Origin of the sequence: Dyadobacter sp. 32, assembly GCF_902506755.1 — a bacterium.
Classification (GTDB): Bacteria; Bacteroidota; Bacteroidia; order Cytophagales; family Spirosomataceae; genus Dyadobacter.
Map to the genome: position 1 here is coordinate 6,469,831 of NZ_LR735258.1, position 23,616 is coordinate 6,493,446.

The 23,616-nt window shown below is 45.3% G+C and carries 22 protein-coding genes; 12 read left to right on the forward strand and 10 right to left on the reverse strand.

Going from position 1 to position 23,616, the window contains the following annotated elements; genetic code table 11:
• Positions 1 to 30: 30 nt before the first annotated feature.
• A complete protein-coding gene (gene rpmA / locus DYADSP32_RS26495) occupies positions 31 to 315 on the forward strand; it encodes a 50S ribosomal protein L27 (protein WP_149239937.1) in 285 nt (94 codons plus the stop codon).
• A 200-nt stretch (positions 316 to 515) separates the two neighbouring features.
• Here rpmA and DYADSP32_RS26500 read toward each other — a convergent pair whose 3' ends face one another.
• Positions 516 to 833, reverse strand: a complete 318-nt coding sequence (locus DYADSP32_RS26500; protein ID WP_149239936.1) for a hypothetical protein — start codon at positions 831 to 833, stop codon at positions 516 to 518.
• Between the two features lie 252 nt (positions 834 to 1,085).
• Between DYADSP32_RS26500 and DYADSP32_RS26505 the strand changes: the two genes are divergently transcribed.
• From DYADSP32_RS26505 to DYADSP32_RS26525, 5 genes are all read left to right on the forward strand, one after another.
• Entirely contained in the window at positions 1,086 to 1,682 is a 597-nt protein-coding gene (locus DYADSP32_RS26505) for a NifU family protein (RefSeq protein ID WP_149239935.1), read from the forward strand.
• A 626-nt stretch (positions 1,683 to 2,308) separates the two neighbouring features.
• The gene (gene ltrA, locus DYADSP32_RS26510) at positions 2,309 to 3,583 is read left to right on the forward strand and encodes a group II intron reverse transcriptase/maturase (protein ID WP_414618078.1); all 1,275 of its coding nucleotides are present in this window, start codon (positions 2,309 to 2,311) and stop codon (positions 3,581 to 3,583) included.
• A gap of 103 nt (positions 3,584 to 3,686) precedes the next feature.
• Entirely contained in the window at positions 3,687 to 4,769 is a 1,083-nt protein-coding gene (locus DYADSP32_RS26515; protein ID WP_149239934.1) for a hypothetical protein, read from the forward strand.
• Between the two features lie 86 nt (positions 4,770 to 4,855).
• Positions 4,856 to 5,899, forward strand: coding sequence for a ferredoxin--NADP reductase (locus tag DYADSP32_RS26520; protein ID WP_149239933.1), 1,044 nt, complete (start codon positions 4,856 to 4,858; stop codon positions 5,897 to 5,899).
• Between the two features lie 443 nt (positions 5,900 to 6,342).
• Positions 6,343 to 7,413, forward strand: a complete 1,071-nt coding sequence (locus DYADSP32_RS26525) for a substrate-binding domain-containing protein (protein ID WP_149239932.1) — start codon at positions 6,343 to 6,345, stop codon at positions 7,411 to 7,413.
• Positions 7,414 to 7,652: 239 nt separating this feature from the next.
• On the opposite strand, the gene DYADSP32_RS26530 is transcribed toward DYADSP32_RS26525, so the two are convergent.
• The 3 genes from DYADSP32_RS26530 to rbfA are packed head-to-tail and all read right to left on the reverse strand — an operon-like array spanning position 7,653 to position 11,961.
• Positions 7,653 to 10,340: a M1 family aminopeptidase gene (locus DYADSP32_RS26530; protein ID WP_414618079.1), complete on the reverse strand. Its 2,688-nt coding sequence runs from the start codon at positions 10,338 to 10,340 to the stop codon at positions 7,653 to 7,655.
• Positions 10,333 to 11,559: an ABC transporter permease gene (locus tag DYADSP32_RS26535; protein WP_149239931.1), complete on the reverse strand. Its 1,227-nt coding sequence runs from the start codon at positions 11,557 to 11,559 to the stop codon at positions 10,333 to 10,335. The genes DYADSP32_RS26530 and DYADSP32_RS26535 overlap by 8 nt, the downstream gene beginning before the upstream one ends.
• 15 nt (positions 11,560 to 11,574) lie before the next feature.
• The gene (gene rbfA, locus DYADSP32_RS26540; protein ID WP_149239930.1) at positions 11,575 to 11,961 is read right to left on the reverse strand and encodes a 30S ribosome-binding factor RbfA; all 387 of its coding nucleotides are present in this window, start codon (positions 11,959 to 11,961) and stop codon (positions 11,575 to 11,577) included.
• Positions 11,962 to 12,139: 178 nt separating this feature from the next.
• Here rbfA and DYADSP32_RS26545 point away from each other — a divergent pair, with 178 nt between their 5' ends.
• The gene (locus DYADSP32_RS26545; RefSeq protein ID WP_149239929.1) at positions 12,140 to 13,570 is read left to right on the forward strand and encodes a hypothetical protein; all 1,431 of its coding nucleotides are present in this window, start codon (positions 12,140 to 12,142) and stop codon (positions 13,568 to 13,570) included.
• Between the two features lie 89 nt (positions 13,571 to 13,659).
• Here DYADSP32_RS26545 and rpiB read toward each other — a convergent pair whose 3' ends face one another.
• Positions 13,660 to 14,091, reverse strand: coding sequence for a ribose 5-phosphate isomerase B (rpiB, locus tag DYADSP32_RS26550; RefSeq protein WP_149239928.1), 432 nt, complete (start codon positions 14,089 to 14,091; stop codon positions 13,660 to 13,662).
• Between the two features lie 118 nt (positions 14,092 to 14,209).
• On the opposite strand from rpiB, the gene DYADSP32_RS26555 reads away from it, so the two are divergent.
• The 4 genes from DYADSP32_RS26555 to DYADSP32_RS26570 all read left to right on the forward strand — a co-directional run bounded on the left by DYADSP32_RS26555 (position 14,210) and on the right by DYADSP32_RS26570 (position 17,013).
• Positions 14,210 to 14,980 carry a TIGR00730 family Rossman fold protein gene (locus DYADSP32_RS26555; RefSeq protein ID WP_414618080.1) on the forward strand — a complete coding sequence of 257 codons (771 nt, stop codon included), beginning with the start codon at positions 14,210 to 14,212 and terminating at the stop codon, positions 14,978 to 14,980.
• Between the two features lie 87 nt (positions 14,981 to 15,067).
• Positions 15,068 to 15,637: a Crp/Fnr family transcriptional regulator gene (locus DYADSP32_RS26560; RefSeq protein ID WP_149239927.1), complete on the forward strand. Its 570-nt coding sequence runs from the start codon at positions 15,068 to 15,070 to the stop codon at positions 15,635 to 15,637.
• Positions 15,638 to 15,841: 204 nt separating this feature from the next.
• Positions 15,842 to 16,561 (forward strand): sterol desaturase family protein, encoded by a 720-nt coding sequence (locus tag DYADSP32_RS26565; protein ID WP_149239926.1) that lies wholly within the window; start codon positions 15,842 to 15,844, stop codon positions 16,559 to 16,561.
• 77 nt (positions 16,562 to 16,638) lie between these two features.
• A complete protein-coding gene (locus DYADSP32_RS26570) occupies positions 16,639 to 17,013 on the forward strand; it encodes a hypothetical protein (protein ID WP_149239925.1) in 375 nt (124 codons plus the stop codon).
• 87 nt (positions 17,014 to 17,100) lie between these two features.
• Here DYADSP32_RS26570 and DYADSP32_RS26575 read toward each other — a convergent pair whose 3' ends face one another.
• Together DYADSP32_RS26575 and DYADSP32_RS26580 are read right to left on the reverse strand one after the other, a co-directional pair.
• Positions 17,101 to 18,405: a hypothetical protein gene (locus tag DYADSP32_RS26575; protein ID WP_414618081.1), complete on the reverse strand. Its 1,305-nt coding sequence runs from the start codon at positions 18,403 to 18,405 to the stop codon at positions 17,101 to 17,103.
• A 259-nt stretch (positions 18,406 to 18,664) separates the two neighbouring features.
• Positions 18,665 to 19,645 carry a helix-hairpin-helix domain-containing protein gene (locus DYADSP32_RS26580; RefSeq protein ID WP_149239923.1) on the reverse strand — a complete coding sequence of 327 codons (981 nt, stop codon included), beginning with the start codon at positions 19,643 to 19,645 and terminating at the stop codon, positions 18,665 to 18,667.
• A gap of 291 nt (positions 19,646 to 19,936) precedes the next feature.
• Here DYADSP32_RS26580 and DYADSP32_RS26585 point away from each other — a divergent pair, with 291 nt between their 5' ends.
• Complete coding sequence (locus DYADSP32_RS26585) at positions 19,937 to 21,223, forward strand: amidohydrolase (protein ID WP_414618185.1); 1,287 nt, start codon at positions 19,937 to 19,939, stop codon at positions 21,221 to 21,223.
• Positions 21,224 to 21,333: 110 nt separating this feature from the next.
• Here the strand turns inward: DYADSP32_RS26585 and DYADSP32_RS26590 are convergent, their stop codons facing one another.
• The 3 genes from DYADSP32_RS26590 to DYADSP32_RS26600 all read right to left on the reverse strand — a co-directional run bounded on the left by DYADSP32_RS26590 (position 21,334) and on the right by DYADSP32_RS26600 (position 23,521).
• Positions 21,334 to 22,134, reverse strand: coding sequence for an SDR family oxidoreductase (locus DYADSP32_RS26590; RefSeq protein ID WP_149239921.1), 801 nt, complete (start codon positions 22,132 to 22,134; stop codon positions 21,334 to 21,336).
• Between the two features lie 13 nt (positions 22,135 to 22,147).
• Positions 22,148 to 23,083: an LD-carboxypeptidase gene (locus DYADSP32_RS26595; RefSeq protein ID WP_149239920.1), complete on the reverse strand. Its 936-nt coding sequence runs from the start codon at positions 23,081 to 23,083 to the stop codon at positions 22,148 to 22,150.
• Positions 23,084 to 23,194: 111 nt separating this feature from the next.
• Positions 23,195 to 23,521, reverse strand: coding sequence for a DUF721 domain-containing protein (locus DYADSP32_RS26600; protein ID WP_149239919.1), 327 nt, complete (start codon positions 23,519 to 23,521; stop codon positions 23,195 to 23,197).
• Positions 23,522 to 23,616: the final 95 nt, after the last annotated feature.

Sequence of the window (23,616 nt, forward strand, 5' to 3'; positions counted from 1 at the left end):
TCATCGAAAAAAATTAAAAGTTAAGATATCATGGCACATAAGAAAGGTGTAGGTAGCTCAAGGAACGGACGGGAGTCGGAAAGCAAGCGTCTTGGAGTAAAATTATTTGGCGGAGAGTTGGCCAAAGCTGGTAACATTCTGGTTCGTCAGCGTGGAACTAAACACAATCCTGGCAAAAACGTAGGTATCGGTCGTGACCATACTTTGTTTGCTTTGGTAGAAGGTCATGTTGTTTTCCGTAAGACTCGTCAGGAAAAATCTTTCGTTCACATCGAACCGATCGCAGCTCCTGTGGCAGAAGTTGCAGAGGCTTAGTCTATTATAGTTTTAAGCAAAACGCCCGACGATTTTTTTCGTCGGGCGTTTTTGCGTTTTGAGGGTACTGATAAAATTTGGTTCTTTCCTCATTAATTGCCATCAAAAAAACCTGTTATGAAATGAGCGTTTTACACCCAACTACCGTGAAGCCCACGTTTAGCTATTACCAACCAATTTAACACACACAGTGGTGGCTATCAGCGCTTCTCCATCACCGCACCCACCAACGAAGCGTCTTGCCCGCTAACAGGCCGGAGTCTTCCAGACGGCGCGTTGAGCATACTGCTAACTGGCACCGTAATTCCGGTACTAAACTGGACTTTGTTCCATGAATAGAGCACTTCCAAATTACCCGTAAAGAAATAAGGTTTAAGATAGCCGGATGTGTCAGTCTTTTGCGATAGGCTCAGAAATGGCTCGTAATCCACAACAGTGTTTCTTCTGGATGACTTTACGTGGTTACTAAGGAGGGCTTTCTTCTGCCATTGCAATTTGACTCCAAGCGATTTTTTCATGAGCCTGATGTTTAAGGTGAAATAGAATTTTCAAAATCAGCTGATCAGCCTGTGTTTTGGATTCATGGGTATTTGCTACGAGGAATGACGCAAAGGTTGGGTCGGGCGGATTTTATTTTTATTATCAACTTTTTTGTTAGCTAAGTAACTTTCAGCCCACCTTTAATTTTCACCCCAATCAAACCAAAACTTTTACAATCGTGTTGTCAGAAAGTATAATGAGTTATCCAGTACTGACGAATTAATATTCCCATGTTATCACGCCCCATTTTTGTATATACCGAATTGAGCCCAAATCCCAATTCGATGAAATTTGTGTTGAATTTCGAGCTGGCTCCTGACGGGCTGTCATTTGACTACCCTTCATTAGAATCCGCTTTGACGGAGGGGAGTGCTTCTCCGCTGGCCTCTGATCTTTTTCAGTTTCCACACGTGAAGCGGGTTTTTATTGCCAGTAATTTTATCACCATTACCAAAGACGAAGAGATACCCTGGGAGGAGGTTTTGCGCGATACGAAACAATTTATAAAGATATATTTCGAGGAAAATCATCCGGTTTTTGAACAAAAAACAATTGATCGTAACACCGTGATTGTAGACGAACGGGATTCGGATACCGTTCAGAAGATAAAGGCGGCTCTGGATACGTATGTACGTCCTGCTGTTGAATCTGATGGAGGCGCGATTAATTTTCATTCGTTTGACGAAGAGTCGGGTGTGGTTAAGGTATTGTTGCAGGGTTCCTGCAGCGGCTGTCCTTCTTCTACGCTTACGCTGAAATCGGGTATTGAAAACCTGTTGACACGCATGGTACCCAATGTAAAAGAGGTTGTAGCAGAAGGAGTTTGATTTTACTGATCTTCAAGAAATTGTGAAACCTGGTCTGTTGGCCGGGTTTCTTTTTTTGGTGCGCCGGGCATGGCAATCGACTATAGGGTTAAAGTCCCGAACACGCTTTGCAGTAGGAAGTGTTAGCTGAAGACAAAGGTGTCGTGGGCGACTGCGAATCTGAAGGAAGTCTTAGGCAAATATGGGGGCTTACGAACAGAAACTGTATATAAGGCGGATCGGGTGATGTTGCCAAACAAACAGAAGCCCAATACTGCACGGGGACTGATACGTAAATACGGAGGCCGCACCCATAGGAAGTTGATTGTCTTACCCCGGGAGATCTGACCAGGATCCGTCAAGTGTAAGCGCGATTACAGGCGAGGAAACATTTAATGGCAACATTAAGTGGTCTGATCAGAAGTCAGCAGATTCCATAGTACTGTTTTTTTTTTTTACAGGAAGGGATGAATGTTAGGATGGCAAAGCAACCAGAAAGTTTATGGCAGAGCGATCAAAGCGGAACCACATAAGAGAACTGCTTATATGAGGGTAGGACGGAATCCTGGAGTAAATTATAAGAGGAGCTTAGCCGAGCCATGTAACTAATGTGCACAATGCCTGGGAAGGAGTTTTTTTTTAGTAGTATGCTTGAAGAAATATTAGATATCCGAAATGTACAAAGAGCCTTTAAGCGGGTTACCGCTAATAAGGGTGCTAATGGTATTGATGGTATGCAGACCGATGAACTTCGTGACTACCTTAATGGCAACTGGCAAACATTGCGGTCTGATATTTTAACAGGCAATTATCGTCCAAGCGCTGTCCGAAAGGTAGAGATACCCAAGCCCGGTGGCGGTAAAAGGATGCTTGGCATTCCGACGGTTATTGACCGGTTAATCCAACAGTCCATTTCCCAATGGCTGAGTCCCAAGTATGAAAGCGATTTTTCAGCAAACAGTTATGGTTTCCGGCCAAACCGCAATGCCCATCAGGCAGTGCTTAAGGCGCAGGAATACCTCAATGAAGGTTACCTGTGGATTGTGGAACTTGACCTGGACAAATTCTTTGATCGGGTAAACCATGACAAACTCATGAGCCTGCTTTCTGCACGGATAAAGGATAAGCGAACTTTACAGCTTATCCGTCTGTACTTGAACAGTGGCATCATGGAGAATGGAGTGGTTACGCCGAGAAGAGAGGGTACCCCACAAGGCAGTCCATTAAGTCCTCTCTTGTCGAATGTTATCCTTGGCGAACTTGACGCTAAGCTCGAAGAGCGGGGACACCGATTTGTGCGATATGCGGATGATTGCAGCATCTATGTTAGAAGCGAGAAATCAGCACATCGGGTGATTGCGGGTATTTCAACCTATCTGGAAGACTGCCTGAAGCTAAAGGTAAACAGGGAAAAGAGCAAGGTAAGCAGACCTGGCAACAGTATCCTGCTCGGGTTTTCATTCTACGGGAGCGGCAAAGGATGGAAAATTCGCATTGCATCAAAATCCCTAAGGTCAATTAAGGAGAAAATCAGGCAGCAAACGAAGCGTAGCAAGCCATGTCCACTAACCGAAAGAATATCAAATCTTAAGGAGATTATTCATGGTTGGGTAAACTATTTCTCTATTGCAGAAGCAAAGAGTCATATGGTGAAACTCGACGAAATGATGAGAACCAGACTGCGAATTGTTCTATGGAAACAGTGGAAGAGTATCACTGGACGAGCACGCCAACTGATGAAAATGGGGGTTGTGAAGTCAAGGGCGTATCAGTTGGCTAATACCCGAAAGGGATATTGCAGGACTGCACATAGCCCTACGTTGCTCACAACTCTGGACAAAAAGTACTTCTTGAGCCTTGGGATTGAAGGATTTGCCAACTACTACTATTGGAAAACAACACACCAAACGAAGTTATTCTAACAAACCGCTGTATACCGAACGGTACGTACAGTGGTGTGAGAGGACAGATAGGGAAATAATCCCTATCTTCCTACTCGATTAAAAAATGGTTAGTTTTCGGTTTATGAAAGATATTTTAGAGGGGTTTCTGGTGAAGATCGAAGGACTACAATCTGAGGGCAACAGGCATTTTCCCAAGGGATTGTTTCCAGGTTACAGGGTTAATGCGATCATCGGATACCATCGACCCGATACCACCATCTTTTTTTCTGCCATTATTGCATTTACCCTGCAATCCATCCGTGACAAACAGAAATCGGGTGTGCGGAACAGCATTGATAAAATATGTGCTGATATAGTCGCCAATTATCCCGACTTTAAAAACAAAGACGGCCTTAGCACCTATAATTTCTGGAAAACCAGGCCATCCAGGCATTTCCCCAATGGTCATATTTTTCATCGGTTTGAACACTTTCGTATTCCTGATGATATTGATGACACTGCATTTGTATACCTGACCACCGTGCCTTCAAGTGATGAACTTAGGTGGTTGAAAGAAAAACTGGCCTTGCATGCGAATGGGAGTAAGCAGTGGATTCGAAACACCTATCCAGAATACCGGTCGCTGCCCGCTTATTCCACCTGGTTCGGGAAAAATATGTATATCGAGTTTGACGTCAGTGTGCTGTGCAATATCATGTACTGTATTTTCAAATATCAGCTTCCGATCAATCAGCACGATGAGGCAAGTTTACAATACATCCGGTCGGTCATTGAAACGGATCGGTATTTGAACACTCCCTTTCGTTGTGCGCATCAGTACCCGCGCACGGTGCTCATCATCTACCACGTGAGCCGGCTTATGGCGGCGTTTGGCCCACCGGCACTGGCAGGGATTCAGGAAAAATTAATTTCGGATGCACTCCATTTGCTGCAAACCACTGAAAACAAAATGGACAGGGTTGTACTGTCCATTTCCCTGTTGCGGTTCCGAATTAAAACAGAGCGAATTGCTGTGGAGCATTTTACGGAAACGGACTTTAAAGGATTTTATTTTTTCATAGCCGGGTTGCTGACTGCTTATGAAAATCCTTTACTTTACCGTCTTTCCCACAATCCATTGTTTCATATGCAGTGGATTTGTGAAGCCCATTGCTGGACCTTGCTTGCTGAGTATGAAACCTTGTGGCGGGCGGATGAGATGTAATCGATTAATTGATGTTTAATGCAGGACGCATTGGGGCACGTTTCAGTCCACTTTTTTATAAATCCAGATAGGCGATTCCATTTGAGATGGCTGATAATACTATTCATCTAAGAGTAAGGGAAATTATACCGGAAAGACATGATGTCAAGACGTTTGTATTTGAGCGGGTGGACGACAAGCCCCTGCATTATTCTGCGGGGCAGTTTTTGACTTTTTTAATCGCGTTACGCGGTCAGGAAATAAGGCGTTCTTATTCCATGAGCTCTGCGCCAAGCGCGGATTCTTTTCCGGCGATTACGGTCCGCCGCGTTCCGAACGGTGAAATATCCCGGCTTTGGATAGATACGGTAAAAGTCGGTGACGTCTTCCAGGTACTTGAACCTGCTGGACGTTTTACCCTCGAACCGTCCGATAAAGAAAGAGATATCGTGTTGATTGGCGCAGGTAGCGGGATTACACCTTTGTTTTCAATCTTAAAACAAACACTCACAGCAGATAAAAGTACGCATGTGACGTTGTTTTATGCGAATCGAAATGAAAGCAACACAATATTTCTTTCCCATCTTAACAATTGGCTCTCTCGCTTTCCTGACCGCCTGAAAGTGGTGCATGTACACAGCCAGGCCTCTGACGACTGGAATGGGGTACGTGGGCGCCTCAATAATGCCAGGTTGGAGCAAATGCTGGCCAGGGCGTTACGTTTTGAGCCAAGTGATGCCCGATTTTTTATTTGCGGGCCGTACGAATTCATGCGGACAATGGAAATCACCTTGCACTACCTGCATTATCATAAAGAGCAGATCAGGAAGGAAAACTTTGTCATTGACCCCACTCCTCCTCCGCCGCGGTTATCCTTTCCGCACTCCATAGAAGTAAAAGTAAAGGACATGTCTTATGCGCTTCTGGTACCCGCACATACCACCATTCTGGATGCCGCACTGGCCAATGGAATTCAGTTGCCGTACAGCTGCAAAGGCGGCAGGTGCTCTACCTGTGCCTGCCTGTGCGTAAGGGGCAAGGTGCATATGAGCATTAATGAAGTATTGACCGATGGTGACCTTTCTGAGGGGTGGATGCTTACCTGCACGGCATACCCCGAGGGTGATGATGTGGTCGTGGTGCTCAAGTGAAAAGCGCACGGAAAAAATCCGTACGCTTAGATCAAAGGTTTAGGAAGTCAAATAACGCGAAGTAGAGGAATAATCTATAATATTTGAAGTCGGGGTGATTTATACCGTTAATGGTCACCGGTGGCAAATAATCTTTGTAACATTTAATTCAATGCAAAATTAGTTGGAAATTGTTATCATCCTAGAAATTTTCAAAATAAAAGTGCTCGAACACGCATGTGTTTTTTTTGATCGTGTTCGTACCCGGCAGTTGCTAGAATTTAAAGTTCAACTAACTTAGGATCACTTTTCGTATTTTACAAATGCACGTTTTTGGAAGGCTTGTGCCGGTGTAAGAGCGATTAAAAGGTGCAGGAAGCAGTAAGTTTAGCCATAATGCTCTTTCTTTTCATACAATATTTACTCCATTTTTGTAAAGTCGTTACCGGAACGTTAATCATACAGTGAAAAAAGGGATTGTTAGAATTAAAGATATAGCCGAAAGTGCCGGTGTTTCGAAGGGAACGGTGGATAGGGTACTTCACAATAGGGGAAGGGTGGCAGATGACGTGCGGGAGAAGATTCTGGGGATCATTAAGGAATTGAATTATGAGCCCAATTTCATCGCTCAGTCCTTGAAATCACAGCGGACATATAATTTCGTATCCTTAATGCCCGATGCGGCGGCTGATGGCTATTGGGAGGCACCCGAAGCCGGCCTGGAAAAAGCGGAGAAGGAACTCAGGCAATATGGAATATCTGTCCATAAATTTCTTTTTGATCCACATGATGAACAGTCGTTCATCGATAAGGCCACAGAAGCCACACGTGAAAAACCGGATGGGGTTCTCATCGCCCCGGTTTTTTACAAAGAGGTACTCCCTTTTTTCAGACAATGGGATGAACTGGGTATACCCTATGTACTTTTCAACACCCAGATTATGAATTCCAATTCGCTTTGTTACATCGGGCAGGATTCGTATCAAAGTGGCTATTTGGCGGCTAAAATCCTAAGCTTTGGATTGCCTGCATCCAGTAGCGTTCTGATTGTACACATCAATGAGGATATTACCAATTCTGCACACTTAATAACCAAAGAGGAGGGTTTCAAAGATTACTTTGCTAAGAAAGAGCTTTCGGGACACTTCAAGGTGGTCAGAAAAGAAATTAATTTCAAAAATGATGAAACCTTTGAGGAGCAGCTGGGGGCGGTTTTTAGGCAGGAACCGGAATTGAAGGGAATTTATGTAACTACCTCCAAAGCCTTTGAAATAGCTGCCTACCTGGTGAAACACGATCTCAGGCATATCAAACTGATTGGATACGATCTATTGGCTCAAAATCTGGAGTACTTAAATCAGGAGGTTATTCATTTTTTAATCAATCAAAACCCTCATGGACAGGGTTATTGGGGGATTCATCAACTGGCCAATTATCTGATTTTTAAAAAGACCATTCAGCCAATAAAATTCCTTCCACTGGATATCATTACCAAAGAAAACCTGGAATATTATCTGGAACCGCAGGAAGGGTAGGAGTGGGAATGGACCAGGGTCGCGGGCAACAATGGAGAATTAAGAATGGAGAATTAAAGATTAAGGTCAATTATGAACTTAATCTTTATAATAGCCATTTCTAACAGCTAACAGCTAACAGCTAACAGCTAACAGCTAACAGCTAACAGCTAACCGTGCGACGGACCGCAGCTAACCGTACGACGGACCCGCAGCTAACCGTACGACGGACCGCAGCTAACCGTGCGACGGACCGCAGCTTACAAATCTCCAAACTGACTATACATCTCCTTCAATTTTGGCTCACTTTCTTTGGTTCTGATATCTTTGCGCAACGCAGTTACACCTTGTATATCAGTCAATAAGCCCAAAACCTGAAACGCGCCGAAGCGAACGAAATAGGCCGGATTGTTTCGTGCAATGCCTTCCAAAACCGGAATACTTTTACGTTGTACGTCCTGTTTGGATTTAATCAGATATTTTCCGAAAACCTGCAGGAAGTTGTATTTTTCCGTAGGTTTCATTCGCTTCATTTTTTCCAGAAACCACTCATATCTTTCAGGCTGAGCAAGGCCCGCATAATAATTACCCACAGATGTGACAATGGCATCATTGGGCGAGTCCTCAAACTGGCGGGCAATTTCGCCTGCATCGCCGGGCTGGTTCATCAAATATTTTTCAAGTCCTATCGAAACCACCTGATAAGAACTGTCGCTTAGCGCTTGTCGGAAAATGGGATCGTTATTATTATCGCCAAAGGATGCCAGCGTGATGATGGCCTCCGATCGCACCTGGGGATGTGGGTCCAGTTTTGCCCGGGTCTGAATAATCTTTTCAATCTCGGCAAAGCCCTCGCCATCGTATTCCGTAAAATTGGAGATAGCCATCTGCCGCAGCTTCCAGAAAGGGTCGGTCATGGCTTTCACCAATGCATTTTTGGAACTGGTATCGGCAAGCTTACCCTCCATTTGTGCAAGCGCCTCATACTTTGGCAAGAAACCGTCGGCGTGCAAATACTGATACACAATTTCTGCCCGCGACTTTTCATGATTGATCACACCAAGCAGCTGTGATTCGGCATCGAAAAGGACAAGATCGGGTTTCTTTGAGGCAGGAAACTCAAAAGTTTGGGTAGCCTTGTCGATCATTGCATCGTACCTGCTTCTCTTGCCGTTCATCCACACATCAATCTTTACGGGCAGGCGATATACGGTTGTGGCAAGGGTATCTTGTACTTGCTTCACCTTCACCTGCAACTTTCCTGTGGCTGCCGAGAAAATGTGGTCCACGTCCAATGTCGGATGTCCCGGGCGGAAAAACCATTGATCAAAGAACCAGTTCAGGTCTTCCCCGGTCGTTTTCTCAAACGCCACACGAAGATCTCCGATTTCTGCGTTTCCAAATGCGTGTGACTTTAGATAAAGTTTCAAGGAAGCAAAGAAGGCGTCGTCGCCCACATAGTTTCTCAACATATGCAATATTCTGCCTCCTTTGGCATAAGAGTGGCTATCGAACATGTTCTCGGCGTCCTTATAGAAGTAGCGGATCATCGGTACCTGCTTGGTTTCCGACTCGCCCAGGTACTGCTTCATCTCCTGCATGTTTCCCCAGTCCGCCTGATTCTTTCCATCATTGTATTCCGACCACAAATACTCCGAATAATTCGCGAATGACTCATTGAGTGGAAGCTGGCCCCACTCTTCGCAGGTAACCAGGTCGCCAAACCAGTGGTGGGCAAGCTCGTGAGCGATCACAGCGTCCGAATTGCCGTCTACCAGAGAGCGTGTGTCATTTTGAACACCTTCTTCATGTACCGTTGCGGTGGTATTTTCCATAGCGCCTGCAACAAAATCGCGTACGGCGATTTGCGCATATTTTTCCCAGGGAAAAGCTACGCCAAATATGTTGGTGAAAAATGCAATCATTTCCGGAGTTCTGCCAAATATCGCATGTGCATCCTTACCGTACTTTGGTTCAACGTAGTAGCTCAATTCGAGTCCATTGGGCATCATGTCTTTCGCAACAGCAAAGTCGCCGACCGCCAGCATGACGAGATATGGCGCATGTGGAAGAGACTGTTTCCAGTGATCTGTACGCATGCCTCTTTTGTCCAGCTCGCTGCCTATCAGTAATCCGTTGGAAAGTGTTTTGTACACACTATCGACGGTAATGTACACATCCTGGGTGAATTTTTGGTTGGGGGCGTCAATTGTCGGAAACCAGCATGAGCTTCCGTGGGTTTCACCTTGCGTCCAGATTTGTTTTGGCTTTCCCTCTTCGGCACCATCGGCGTTGATGAAATACAGACCTTTTTCGGCGGGGGCTTCACCTGCTGCATTCGCGGGCACTTCGTTAGGTTTGGCAACATAATCTATCTTTACAAACAGGGTGTCCTTTCGGGTATAGGTCTTGCCGAGTTTGATGATCAATTTGCGCTTATCATAGGAGAAGTCCAATTTTTTAAGCACTTTTTTAGCAATGTCCGACGCAGATGCAGAGCCGTATTGATCGGAAGAATTCAGTTGAACAACCCCTTTCACATCAAACCCTTTTGCATCAAGTTCAAGTGTGGCCTGGTTGTAAAAGTGGGGAGTAAATTTGATAATTGCGGATGCAGGAACCTGCTGCCTAAGCCAATCGAACTTCACATCGAGCCGGGTATAGAGAATGTCGTTAAGTTTAGGGTTTTCCGGTCGATATGGGCCCATTGGCGCCTGTGTTCCGGGATTTCTACGGTAGGTGGTATCTTTTAACGAGGTGTTGTCACCTGCCTTCGCAGTAAGTGTTAGTAATAGAATCGCAATTCCTAAAAATGTACCAAAACAATTATTGGCACAAAAGCTTTTCCCTTTAACCGTACTATCCACTTTTGGTTTGGACATCATGAAGTTTGTCAAATAGGTAACTGCATTCGAGCCATAGCCGAATACATGTGTGAAATCAAACATTAAGTACTTTTCCTGTTTCGGCGGCGCGTCTGGCTGGAATATAGGACACGGCCAAAGTTATCATAACGATCATGATACCGGTAAAAAATATATCCTGCCACAATAATTTAACCGGATAGGCATCAACCAATGAAGTCGCCATGCCCATGGATACCAATCCGTATTCGATTTGCATCCAACAAAGAAGCACACCCAAAATAATGCCTGTCACAGCACCCGATAGCGCAACAATTGCCCCTTCGGTGAGAAATATTTTACGGATCAGCGAGGGAGTTGCGCCCAGCGCATAAAGCATAGAAATATCTTTCTTCTTCTCAATGGCGAGCATGCTTAGCGAAAAGAATATGTTAATGGCCGCTACCATAATAATTAACGATAAGGTTACGGCTACAAATAGCTTTTCTATCCTTATCGCCCGCAGCAGATCTGCGTTCATGGAATCCCGGTCTTTTACAATAAAACCATTCCCGGCTTTTTTTGCAATCGATTCACATACATCTTTTTCTGAAAATCCGGGGAGAACCTTTATCTCAAGTGAAGAGATTTTCCCCTCATATTGAAGCAGTGCCCCGATCACTTTTAACGGTGCGATGACATAATCATCGTAACGGGATTCAATAAAGAATACACCTCCCGGTCTCAGCTGTACCTGGTTGAACGCATCGGTGGAAGTCAGGTTCAGGGTTTTTCCGCCTGCCCTGGGATACCACAGTTCCAGCGGCACAAGCATGTCCTCGGTCGACACGGAAAGCGCGTTTTTTACACCCGCGGCCATGATCGCGAAGGGGGTTCCGTTGATCCCCTGCAACCGGAGGGAGCCTTCGATCAGTGCGGTGTCCAGCTGCCCCCGCAGAGAAAAACTGCTGTCCACACCCTTTACGCGCACTATGGTTTGCTGGTTGCCATACCGTGCCAGGGCGTTGTCTTCAATTACTTTGGTTACCAGCTGAACCCCTTCAACGGAGCCAATATCCTTTATCAGTGCTTCTGTTACTTTGAAGCGCTTACCCTCTTTTGGAGCTATTTTAATGTCAGGATCGAAGGTCCTGAACATTTTCCGATTGAGATCTTCCATTCCGTTGAATACCGACAGCACCACGATCATGGCCATGGTGCCTACGGCCACACCCGCCATGGCTATTCGTGCAATGACGCTGATAAAGCTTCGTTTGTTTCTGGAAAAAAAATAGCGGATTGCAATCCGGTACGAAAGATTCATCAGGTACAAAAAAGTTTAGTTCGATGCCTCCTGGCTTTCTTCCGGATCAGCCGGTGGAATTACAATATTGGAAAACAGCAGATCCATTTTTGCTGCGTATTCCGCAGTGTCATCGATGTAGAATTGCAGATGTGGAATGATGCGTAACTGATGGCGTACCCGATCTGCAAGTTTCTGACGAATGAATTTCGTGTTGTCCTGGATGGTTTCCAGCAGTATCTGTTTGTTCTTATCGGGCAGAAAACTCAAATATGCTCTCGCAATACCCAGGTCGGGAGTTACCCGCACTGCGGTTATCGTAACGAACGATCCCTGTGTTAAATGATTCGCGTCTTTCTGGAATATTTCTCCAAGATCTTTCTGAATTTGCCTGCCTACCTTTTGTTGTCTTTTCGATTCCATTTCTTGTTACGGATTATGGATGCTGAATCGGATGGTCCTGTCTTTGTGAACATCCTCGCCGTATCCGTTATTTTCTTATTTAAAATAACCGCAAATATCCGTACTTATTTTGTTTTTGTAGAATCCGAGGTTGTAATTTCGTGAAGTATTCATGAATGTTATTTAATCTCCCGGATTATTGCTTAGTTTTTTTCGAGTCAATGCCCGCTATCAGACGGTAAGCCTGGTCATATTTTTTCTGTTATTACGGCTCCCTTTTTTTCTGGGCGAAGTTCCTTTGCTGATCCCCGAACTGAGCTGGATGCTGGTAGGAGAGCAAATGAACAGGGGATTTATGCTCTACCGGGACGTTTGGGACAATGTAAGCCCACTGTCGGGTCTCACCTATTGGGTGATTGACTCCCTGTTTGGCCGGGCACAATGGGCCTTTCAATTCGGAGCTTTGGCTGTTGCGATTATCCAGATCCTTTATTTCAATTTCGTCATTTATTCAAGAGAGGTTTTTCCGGAAAGAAACTTTATTCCGGGAGCTCTTTATGCACTGTTTCTTAATGTTTCTTTTGATATGGGTACACTGTCGCCCATGCTGATGGCCAATACTTTTTTGTTATTTGCATTTGGATCAATAGTGAAAATGCTGGTCAGGCGGGAGGTGACCACACAGGTATTTGAGATGGGCCTGTATATTGGAATTGCTACCTTATTCTATCTGCCGGCTTCCTTGTTCATGGCGTGGGCTTTTTTTGCCTTGCTGTTTTATACTGGTTCTACCATCAGGCATCATTTGCTAGGTGCCTTTGGCTCGCTTTTCCCCTTGATGATGGTAGTGCTTTTTTTCTATCTGAACGATGGCGTGGAAAGCCTGAACAGGAATTTGCTTACTTCGGTGTTTCAGGTAAAACAGTATGTATTGAACGATTTCTCATCACTTCTGGCATCGCTTTTATTGCCTTTGGGCTTTGGTATAATGGGCTTCATGCGCATTTTTACCACTTTAAGATTTGTGAATTATCAGACACGAATTCAGCAGGTGATGGCCTTGTGGTTCATTGTTGCCGTTTTCACCATTCCGTTAATGGAATACCTGGCACCCATGCAGTTCATCATATTTGTGCCGCCCGCATCCTTCTTCGCAACGCATTATTTCCAAAGTTTTAAGAAGAAGAGCTGGGCCGATGAGCTGCAGTTTATGCTGATGGGGGCAACCATCCTGTTTATCCAATACCAGGGTCTCAAGGGAATTATTCCCGGAATATCCATGGGCAGGCTGGAAAATCTGAGGGCCAAATCAGCCGCCCTGCCGTCGGCAATCAGGGAAAAAAGAATACTGGTGCTGGGTTACAACGCCGGAGAATACATCGAAAATTTTACCGCTACGCCCTATCTTAACTGGGATCTGGCAAGTTATGATTTGATGAATCTCGACCATTACGATAGCGTGATTCACGTATATGATAATTTCAGGAAAGACCCTCCCGATTACGTGATTGATAAGGTAAACATCATGCCGAAACTCCTGAACAGGGTTCCCGCGCTGCAAAAGCAATACCAAAAGAGTCCCTGGAAGGGAATTTACCAGAGAGTGGGGGTGGCAGAAGGAGGCAGGTAGGTGGAGCTTGGAGGAGTTTGAGGAGTTTAATCGGTTGTAATTAACTCATATCAAACGATAGAAACGCTCAAACTAAAACACCTCTCGCGCTAACAGGCAATCTTATCTACGCGAAGCTGATGTCTGCCGCCTTCGAATTCTGTAGCCAGAAAGGCCTGGACACTAGCAATCGCTGTCTCAAGTTCTATGAACCGGACTGGTAGACAAATTACGTTGGCGTCGTTGTGCTGACGGGCCAAAGCGGCTAACGGAAGATCCCACACCAGTGCAGCCCTGATTCCCTGGTGTTTGTTTGCGGTAATGCATACACCTTGCCCGCTTCCGCAAAGGAGAATTCCTTTTTCAAATTCTTTACTTTCAACACTGCTGGCAACCGGATGCGCAAAATCGGCATAATCGGCCGAGTCGGCACTGAACGTACCAAAATCCTTCACTTCAAATCCATTTGTCTGGAGCCAGTTGATGAGTGGTTCTTTGTATGGGTATCCCGCATGATCCGATCCAATCGCAATTTTTCTCATTACTTTTTTGTTATTTGTATCCCGCATTAAAATAATAATGAGGAAAAGACGCTTTATTGTACAATTTTGCCTGCAAAGGTAACATGTATTCGACAACAACTAAACAGTTTAGAAAAATATGGAAGAAGATACCAACACCCCGGATTCACAATTGATAGATGTCTCTCTGCTCAATGCTGCGGTTCCGGAAGATGAAAAACGAATTAAAGAAGCTTTTGAAGATCGTAACTGGAATGAAATAAAGAGTGCCGATTCCTGGGTTATTTTTAAAGTAATGGCCGAGTTTGTGGAAGGTTTCGACAAGCTGGCGAAGATTGGCCCGTGTGTATCATTATTCGGGTCGGCCCGAACCACTGCCGACAATCCGCACTACAAAACAGCGGAAGAAATTGCCGCAAAACTGGTGCGACATGGATATGGGGTGATCACCGGAGGTGGGCCGGGTATCATGGAGGCAGGTAACAAGGGAGCGCATGAACAAGGTGGTAAATCTGTTGGATTGAATATCAAACTGCCTTTTGAACAACACAGCAATATCTACATCGACCCTGATAAAAACATCAATTTCGATTTCTTTTTTGTTCGGAAAGTCATGTTTGTAAAGTATTCTCAGGGCTTTATTGTGATGCCGGGCGGTTTTGGAACGCTGGACGAGATGTTTGAGGCTATGACGCTCATTCAAACCAAAAAAATCGCGCGCTTCCCGATTGTTCTGGTGGGGAGCAGTTACTGGGCCGGTTTGATCGATTGGATTAAAAGTGTTATGCTTACTGAAAGCAATATCAATGCGGAAGACTTAAAGCTGATCAGCATTGTAGATACGCCAGATGACGCCGTCCGGGTAATTGACAAATTCTATTCCAAATATCTGCTGAAGCCGAATTTTTAGGGAAGGAAAAAAGGGAGGAAGGAGGAATGGGAATATGGGAGTGAGAATGGGCGTGAACACGGAGTGCTGTGTAGTGATCCTTTTAAAATGAATGCATTTATCTCATATCTTGAAGGGATCGTTAAGCTGCCGACGGAAGCGCAAAAAGCCATTGATGGTATTACAGTGTTCAGATCACATGCGCGAAATACCTTACTGCTCAGGAACGGCGAAGTTTGCCAGGAATTTCATTTTGTGGCGAAGGGTCTTGCCAGGGTGTTTTATTATAAGGATGGCAAAGACGTGACCGCCTGGTTTACGTCGGAGGGGGCTATTGTCAGCGCCATTGATAGCCTTTTCACCGGACATCCTTCCATCTACAACATAGAGCTACTGGAGGACAGTGAAGTATATAGTCTTCACTACAATCAATTAGAGCCGGTTTTTGAAAACTTCCCTGCTGTTGAGCGCCTCGGGCGGCTCATGGTAACACACAACTATCTGCTTCTGGATGAGCGTATGAAACTCTTTGCATTCTGCACAGCAGAAGAAAGGTATGCCCGCCTGATTGAGCAAATTCCCAATATTCTGCAGCGGGTTAAGCTCGGACACATTGCCTCCTATCTCGGTATTTCTCAGGAGCATCTGAGCCGGATACGGGCGGGCTTTCGAAAATAAAACTGGCGGAAGGTGTTTTTTGATAATTATCAAAGGAATTGATTTTTCCCAACCGGAGATTTGAGTGTTCATTTTTGTTCACTTAAATCTTCTTTTTATGAAAACATTTGGTCGGGCATTGTGCATGCCCTTCATCTGTACTGCGGCTTCCAATATGATTTTTCGGTTGAAGCTGTTCTTTAATCAACTATAAATCAGAATCCCATGCTACCAATAATCTTCATGGTATTCGCTCTGTGCTTCGTTTTGGAAAGGATAATTCCCGGGTGGAGGCTGCCAACAGTGCCTACCTGGACAGTAAGAGTACTTGCAATAAATTTTGTGCAATTGATTGTGGTGACTGTTGCAGGATTCTCATGGGAAAAATGGCTTTCGAGCTGGTCCGTTTTTCAGCTTTCCACCTACGTTAATGACATTGCCGGAGGGGTTATCGCTTATTTCATAGCTACATTTATTTTCTACTGGTGGCACAGGTGGCGGCATACCGTCGATTTTTTATGGACCCATTTTCACCAGATCCACCACAGTCCGCAGCGCCTGGAGGTGATCACGTCCTTTTACAAACATCCGATGGAAATGACGGTAAATTCTGTGATCGGCAGTCTGCTGGTTTACACGTTGCTGGGATTGAATACGGAGGCCGGAGGAATTTATACACTCTGCACTGCCCTGGGTGAGTTTTTTTACCATACCAATGTCAAAACACCCCAATGGATAGGCTACATTTTTCAAAGGCCTGAAATGCATCGGATTCATCACGAATATCAGAAACATAAAAGTAACTACGGCGACATAGTATGGTGGGACATGCTTTTCGGAACGTACGAAAATCCGAAGGAATTCAAAACGTCCTGTGGCTTTGACAATGAGAAGGAGCAAAGACTCGTGGACATGCTAAAATTTAAAGATGTTCACAAGGAGTGAATCGTCCTGCGGAAGACTTCAAAAGTAATTTTGGGACGGTAGCATAAAAAATCGCACACAGTTTAGATCCCATGCAAATGAAGCGTAAAATTTTTGTATCACTGATCCTGATGATATCAGCGGTAGGCATCCTCAACATCCCCGATGTAAGTTTGGCCATCATGATCATGACCAACGACCGGGAGTATAAGCAATCCAATTATCATTACAGCAGTGGTCCGGCCGACGAATTTTCTGTCTGGTCAAGGAAGGGTTATGAGGATGTTGTCGTGCAATTTGAGAGATACAAAAAACAAGAAAACAACACTGGAATTCTCTACCGGAACTTTAAGCCGGATTGGTGGAAAATCTGGCGTTGGTTTTTTTATTTATCGGAAAGCCGTTATCAATTACCATACAGAGAAATTCCTGGTGATGCGTACAGGGTTTCCCGAGGTGTTGAGGATCATTAGGGTCGGTGCGTGAATTGATGGCGTGGTGATTTATAGTTATTGGACAATGACATGGAACAGGATCATCTGACATGTCATCACACTTGACTAATAGGACCTGCACAAATTGTCGAAATTGAATGCTCTTTTTAGATCCGGGTCATCCAATATGAGTTGGAATCTTTTAGGGTCGGGGTAGGGAATCTGCGTTCCAGTCTTTTCAATCGCTGCGTATTCGTGCGTTGACATATACCTGCAGACGTTTTCAGCCTGGGTCAGCCGCCGCAACCGTTCTTCTTCTAGTATTCGGAAGTCCAGAACACCCCTTTGGATGTAGGTAAAGATCACCGCAACATGGAAGATGGTAAGAAGCATCCAGCCAGCTGCTCGTTGCCTTTGAGTCCTCGTTAATGATGGGATTTTCAGTACAAACCAGGAATTCCCGGCAAGGCCCAGCAGTAATACCTCGGTGTAGCGAGGCGGCATATGATACGTCAGATTATTTCCGCGCGCATAGGCCAACGCGATAATCTGCATGGCCGACCAAGCCATACAACCTGCAAAAAGCAAGTCGATCCGCGTGAATTGACGACGGATAAATAGTAGTGTAACAATAACTGCTCCCGGAATCCAAAGGACAGCATGGAAAGGATTACTCCCTCGCAATGGCCAGCCCATCAGGTGGAAAATAGTTTGAAAAAATTCCTGAACACTTCTGGCATGTAGCATTTTGTGGGTCGGGGTGGGTGGTATTGTCCCATAAGCCAGTATGGCAATAGCCAGCAAAATCCCGACAAGTGTCAGGGACGATGCGCTTAACCTGCTTTCGTTATAGCCTTTAATTAATACCAAAATGATGACCGAAGCGGGCGTAAGTAAACCGGATGCAACCGTGAGTGTACTGAGAATTGAAACCGCCACAATACAAACCGTTGCCCAGGTTTTATCGGAGTGATAAGCGGATAAAAAAAGTGCTGATACCGTAAAAAGATTCATAAAGTAGAATTGGCTCTGAAATCCGATCAGGAAATTTTCCCAGGAGAAGGGCAGACTTGCGCCTAACAGAACGATCACCACAGTCAGCCATTTGACGTAACCCAAGTCATCGGTTTTCAGCAATGCTCCAAGCAAAATGGCTGGCGACAGCGCACTGAGTGGAATGTTGGTACGGGCCTCCACGAGGTTGTTCCACTCACCAGCCATGTTGAAAATGAGCAGTGTCAGGATACGGGTGGGCACAATACGGTGCTCGTTGTGTGGTGCCAAGAGTAGTTTTGCCTCCCAATTGCCATTCATCCAGGGCTTTAACAGGCCAAGCCATTCAGAGTCCCATTGATCCCAGAAAGGTAATGGGGACGCGAAGTGCTCAACGTAGTAAATCCGGGGTAAGATAAGGATTGATGCAATCAGCAATAAAATAGGAATTTGGTACTTTTTACAGTCCATAGGAAGTATATGATCATGGCTAACGTTATCCAAAAGTAGAGGGTGTCATCGGCTTGTGCAAACCGTTCTATGAATTAGGGGAGGATGGAATCCGAATTATTGAAGTGCTCCTGGTGTCGGATAATAATGTAAATCAGTTGTTTACGGTGCCCTTTTCGGGCCGTGAAATTGCTGCTGAGAAATCATCCGTCGACAGCTGCCTTCCATTTATTGAATGGTATTCAGGTCAAAAAGAGAGATATGGCACCAACTTGGTTATGGTCGCCTCGTCGAGAACTTTCACTTTTTTTAGATCTTCTGCAGATCCGTAAGGTCCATGCTGGTCGCGGTAGTTGACGATCACTGCGGCCAGTTTTTTGTTCCGCAAATAGACGTGTCCGCTTAATTCTTCCGCTGTTGCGGTGTTGATATTTATCTTCCGGACCGGGCTTTGTACTTTTGCGTATTTGTTAAGTTCGGACAGTGCAAGGGAGTCAAGCCCGAAAATTTCCTGAAATTGTTTTTCGGAGTGAAATCCACCCAGTGCATCTCTGAATTTCAGGATGCGGAGTGAGCGTTTGCTGCCAATTCCTTTAAGCTTGTTTAGTTGGGTAGTATCGGTGGTGTTGATGTCAAATGGCGTGTTGCCTGTCTTGGTATAAGGTTTCAGTTCTTTGGAATCGGTATTTACCTGTAGTTTATTGGTTTCCTTGAAGTCTGCTCTCTGATAGTTTGTTGGTTTTTGGGAGCTGTTTTGTAAGGTGATGTATGGTTCCAATCGTTTGTAGAGATCGGCGGGGAAATCATAAATGTGTAGCAGGTCTTCCTTTTTACGGAATTGTCCGCCCTTACCGCGGTACTTCTCAATTCTTTTGGTCAGAAATTTCGGGATGCCTAATGCCTCCAGCTCATCCATGGATGCCTGATTGGGGTCGAAATTTGTTAATCTTACTGCCTTAGGTGGCCTATTTTCGTACGTCGGCTTCTTATACGTTCGTTCTTCTTCCGCAACCTCGGCCTCCTTCTCTAGTTCCGCCGCAAGGCTGTCCAGCTCCTTTGTGTCCATGTGTGTGCTTGCGGTAGGGATTAGGGGAAGCACCCAACGTTTGAAAATAAATGGTAACCAGAGCAGGCAAAAACCAATGACCATCAATGCAAGGGATGCACGCGCCTCTTTTCTGGTGATACCGAAGAAATTCTGTAGCTGATTAATCAGGCGCTTTATCATCTTCGTGTGTGGTTTGAAGCTTTGACGCGGAACTGGACATTTGGTTTCTCAGCGGAGGGGTAAGAATTTTTAGATTTTAAAAAATATGTTTTCAGGGAAGCGGAACGATTCGCTGGATTGTCTTCCGGGCCTGTGTAATTTTATGATTCGTGCACCTGAGCGACTTTTTTTTACTATTTTCGGCATAGAGCCCTCTACCATTTGGGATAATGAGTTTCAGACAAGGATTTTTGATAAACAAAATTTAAATAACCTCATTGTATGAGAAATATCTTCTTGCTTTTCGGATTAATGCTTATCTGTTTTACCATTTTTTCTCAGCCTTTACCGCTGGCGCAGATCAATGCAAAGGCGCAGGCACTGGAAGGGAAGATCATAAACTGGCGCCGGGATTTCCACGAGCATCCGGAGCTCGGAAACAGGGAGAAACGAACTGCTGAAATCGTGGCGGCGCATTTGACGGCGCTGGGCTTTGAGGTGAAAACCGGCGTAGCGCATACCGGCGTTGTGGGTTTGCTTAAAGGAGGCAAGCCGGGGCCTGTGGTGGCGCTACGTGCCGATATGGACGGGTTGCCTGTAACAGAGCGCGCGGATGTACCATTTAAGTCGAGCGTTGTTACGGACTACAACGGGCAGACCACCGGTGTGATGCACGCGTGCGGGCATGATACCCATGTTGCCATGCTTATGGGTGTGGCGGAAGTGCTGGCCTCTATGAGATCTGATTTAAAAGGGTCGGTCAAATTTATTTTCCAGCCAGCAGAAGAGGGTGCTCCGGAGGGGGAGGAAGGCGGTGCCAAGTTGATGATCAAAGAGGGCGTTCTGGAAAATCCTAAAGTGGATGCTATTTTTGGTCTGCATATCAATTCGCAAACTGAGGTTAACAAAATTACTTACCGTCCGGGTGCAACCATGGCAGCTGTTGATTTTTTTAGCATTGACGTAAAAGGCAAACAAACCCACGGTGCCTATCCGTGGTCTGGTGTGGATCCTATTGTTACTTCTTCACAGATTGTAACGGCGCTTCAAACCATCGTGAGCAGGAATCTGGATATTACGCAGGCACCGGCTGTGGTGACGATTGGTGCGATTCATGGCGGAATTCGTCAGAATATTATTCCTGAACAGGTGAAGATGATCGGCACCATCCGCACCTTTGATGAAGGAATGCACAGTTACGTTCACAAACGGGTCAATGACATTTCGACCCACATTGCCGAAAGCGCTGGTGCCACTGCCACCGTTAAGATTGATGTCTTGTATCCGGTAACGTATAACAATGAAGCGCTGACAGAAAAAATGATCGGAACCCTGCATCAGGTGGCGGGCAAGGAGAATGTCATATTAACCACGGCAAAAACGGGTGCAGAGGATTTCTCTTATTATCAGCAAAAAGTACCTGGCTTTTTCTTCTTCCTGGGCGGAATGCCCAAAGGTAAAAAGCCGGAGGATGCCTCACCACATCATACCCCTGATTTCTACATAGATGAAAGTGGAATGGTACTGGGGGTGAAGTCATTGAGCCGATTGGCAGTCGATTACCTCGAACAGCATTCTGGAGCCAAATCCAAAAAGTAGATATCGTCAGCGCAATTGAGAATAAGACCATGCTGCTATTTCCTTCTGAAACAGCGGCATGGCGCCTGGTGACTGGAGGGGGTAGGTTGAGCGCCTATCCCTAAAAATCACTATTCAGGGATGTTTTTCCTCACCTGATCAAAAAGAATATTGGGTAGGAATCTTTTCAGGTAAATGGCTGCTACCTCTGTAAATCCTCCTATGTAAATTTCCTTTTTGTCTTTAAGTACGGCTCGTAAAATACGGCTTGCACATTCTTCTGCCGGGATACCATTGGCCTGATTTGCATCCATTTTCCCGAATTTATCACCGGATTCGTTCAGCGCATTCAGAGAAATATTGGTACGAATGTATCCCGGACACACCGTGGTGACTTTGATGTTGTCTTTATAACCTTCTGCTCGCAGTGAATCGTAGAAGCCGTGCAGTGCATGTTTGGCCGCATTGTAACCCGACCGCATAATGGTGCCAATCTTTCCGGCAACACTACTGATCACAATGAAATGACCTGCCTGCTGCTTGATCATGTATGGTAAAATGGCTTTTGTAATAGCTACGGTACTATAAAAATCAACATCCATCAGTCTGCGATAGACGGCTAAGTCGGTATCTACAATGTAGGATCTCTGGCTTACACCTGCATTGTGCACCATGATATCGATCTTTCCGAAAGTTTTGATGATCAGATCAGCGGCCGATTGCGCTTTTTCAAATTCGGTTACATCCATAGGAAGAAGTAACACGTTTGAGTCGGGCAGGCCGGTCCGGGCCTTTACCCGAGCAAGTTCCTGTTCGCGGCGCGCCGTCAATACCAGTTTGGCGCCCTCTTTTGCGAAAGCCAGTGCCAGCGCTTCTCCTATACCGGAAGATGCCCCGGTAATCCAAACCACCTTATTGTCAAATGATTTCATAGCCATACAAATTTTAAATGATCGTGGTCGCTGGCGATACAAACAGAAACTCAACTTTCGAGGTCTGCACATGAAGGTAAGCATTCATTCCTATGCCGATAGCGCGGTTGTCGGCCACGTGACCAACCGGAAAATTGAAGCAGACGGGGTAATCATATTCAGCGATATGTTCCTCAACAATTTCATATACTTCTTTCCCAAAACCTGGATTGGCATTGTCTTTCATATCAGTGAACTGCCCCACGATCAGCCCTGCAAGATTGGCGAGTTTACCGGCCCGCTTCAATTGGATCATCATACGGTCCAGGTTGTAATAATATTCGCCAACGTCTTCGATAAACAGTATCTTGCCATTGGTGTCCTGATCGGTAGCGGTGCCGATCATATGTGCCAGCAAGCAAAGATTGCCGCCCACGATCTCCGCGCTTGCTGTTCCTTTCCGGTTAAGCGCGTGTGATGCCACGGTATATTTAGGGAATTCTCCAAACAAGAGCTGTCTTAGGGATTCCGCTGCTTTTTCAGCGCCTGGCAGCATCATGGATTTGACCATCGGAGCATGCACGCTTACATAACCCAGTGTATATATTTTTGATAAAAAAACGGTCAGATCACTGAAGCCAACCACCCATTTTGGAGATGCGGTAAACTTATCGAAGTTGAGTCGGTCGATGATTCGGGAGCATCCGTATCCTCCCCGGGCAGCTATGATGGCCTTGATGGAAGAATCATCGAGCATCCTCTGAATATCGTCAATCCGTTCGGAATCGGTTGCTGAAAACTGATTGTAGGCACTTTTTAAAGTACTTCCCTCAATCACATCCAGGTGCCATTGATTTTGTAAAAGTTCGATACCTGGTTTAATGTCGTTGTAGTTGATCACGCTGGCAGGAGCAATGATTCCTATTTTGTCGCCTGGTTGCAGAAAGGGCGGATGTTGAATCTCAATCATGAAAAGTCAGCGAAAATCGGGAGCTAAGGATTTTTCGTTTGGAATGTGTTATTTGTTGAATCTCGGAAAGGAATGCTTGGTTGTCAATCTTGTATGGTGAATGAAGCGGTGTTAAATGAAAACCACATCGTCAACTAAATTCGTTTTCATCTCACGGTTGATCAGCTCTATAATTTTCGATTTGGCGCGAACGAGCTCGTTTCGTAACGGGGCTGATTCAATCTGAAGAAACAGCGTCCGGTTGTGGATATATACCTGCTTGGTCCTTGATCCGATGGCGTTACCCATAATCTTGTCCCAATGCGCCACTACATACGATTGGTCAAAACGGTTTCGAAGGCGGTAGGTGTCAATCATCCGGTCGATTGCTTCCTTTAACGGGGTAACGCCTGGTTTCCGGGAGGCCTTTTCTTTATCGAAACGGTAATGTTGTGCCATAGTTTGCAGAGATAATCACAAAGGTAAAAACTTATAAGAGATTAAGTGGAGAATTGTAATTGTTAATGATGAATTGTCGATGGCTGAGGCTCCTG

What these genes read in the sequence shown, in the direction of transcription:
- rpmA (WP_149239937.1), top strand. Translation starts at nt 31, where the DNA reads ATGGCACATAAGAAAGGTGTAGGTAGCTCAAGGAACGGACGGGAGTCG.
- DYADSP32_RS26500 (WP_149239936.1), bottom strand. Translation starts at nt 833, where the DNA reads ATGAAAAAATCGCTTGGAGTCAAATTGCAATGGCAGAAGAAAGCCCTC.
- DYADSP32_RS26505 (WP_149239935.1), top strand. Translation starts at nt 1,086, where the DNA reads ATGTTATCACGCCCCATTTTTGTATATACCGAATTGAGCCCAAATCCC.
- ltrA (WP_414618078.1), top strand. Translation starts at nt 2,309, where the DNA reads ATGCTTGAAGAAATATTAGATATCCGAAATGTACAAAGAGCCTTTAAG.
- DYADSP32_RS26515 (WP_149239934.1), top strand. Translation starts at nt 3,687, where the DNA reads ATGAAAGATATTTTAGAGGGGTTTCTGGTGAAGATCGAAGGACTACAA.
- DYADSP32_RS26520 (WP_149239933.1), top strand. Translation starts at nt 4,856, where the DNA reads ATGGCTGATAATACTATTCATCTAAGAGTAAGGGAAATTATACCGGAA.
- DYADSP32_RS26530 (WP_414618079.1), bottom strand. Translation starts at nt 10,340, where the DNA reads ATGTTTGATTTCACACATGTATTCGGCTATGGCTCGAATGCAGTTACC.
- DYADSP32_RS26535 (WP_149239931.1), bottom strand. Translation starts at nt 11,559, where the DNA reads ATGAATCTTTCGTACCGGATTGCAATCCGCTATTTTTTTTCCAGAAAC.
- rbfA (WP_149239930.1), bottom strand. Translation starts at nt 11,961, where the DNA reads ATGGAATCGAAAAGACAACAAAAGGTAGGCAGGCAAATTCAGAAAGAT.
- rpiB (WP_149239928.1), bottom strand. Translation starts at nt 14,091, where the DNA reads ATGAGAAAAATTGCGATTGGATCGGATCATGCGGGATACCCATACAAA.
- DYADSP32_RS26555 (WP_414618080.1), top strand. Translation starts at nt 14,210, where the DNA reads ATGGAAGAAGATACCAACACCCCGGATTCACAATTGATAGATGTCTCT.
- DYADSP32_RS26560 (WP_149239927.1), top strand. Translation starts at nt 15,068, where the DNA reads ATGAATGCATTTATCTCATATCTTGAAGGGATCGTTAAGCTGCCGACG.
- DYADSP32_RS26565 (WP_149239926.1), top strand. Translation starts at nt 15,842, where the DNA reads ATGCTACCAATAATCTTCATGGTATTCGCTCTGTGCTTCGTTTTGGAA.
- DYADSP32_RS26570 (WP_149239925.1), top strand. Translation starts at nt 16,639, where the DNA reads ATGAAGCGTAAAATTTTTGTATCACTGATCCTGATGATATCAGCGGTA.
- DYADSP32_RS26580 (WP_149239923.1), bottom strand. Translation starts at nt 19,645, where the DNA reads ATGATAAAGCGCCTGATTAATCAGCTACAGAATTTCTTCGGTATCACC.
- DYADSP32_RS26585 (WP_414618185.1), top strand. Translation starts at nt 19,937, where the DNA reads ATGCTTATCTGTTTTACCATTTTTTCTCAGCCTTTACCGCTGGCGCAG.
- DYADSP32_RS26590 (WP_149239921.1), bottom strand. Translation starts at nt 22,134, where the DNA reads ATGAAATCATTTGACAATAAGGTGGTTTGGATTACCGGGGCATCTTCC.
- DYADSP32_RS26595 (WP_149239920.1), bottom strand. Translation starts at nt 23,083, where the DNA reads ATGATTGAGATTCAACATCCGCCCTTTCTGCAACCAGGCGACAAAATA.
- DYADSP32_RS26600 (WP_149239919.1), bottom strand. Translation starts at nt 23,521, where the DNA reads ATGGCACAACATTACCGTTTCGATAAAGAAAAGGCCTCCCGGAAACCA.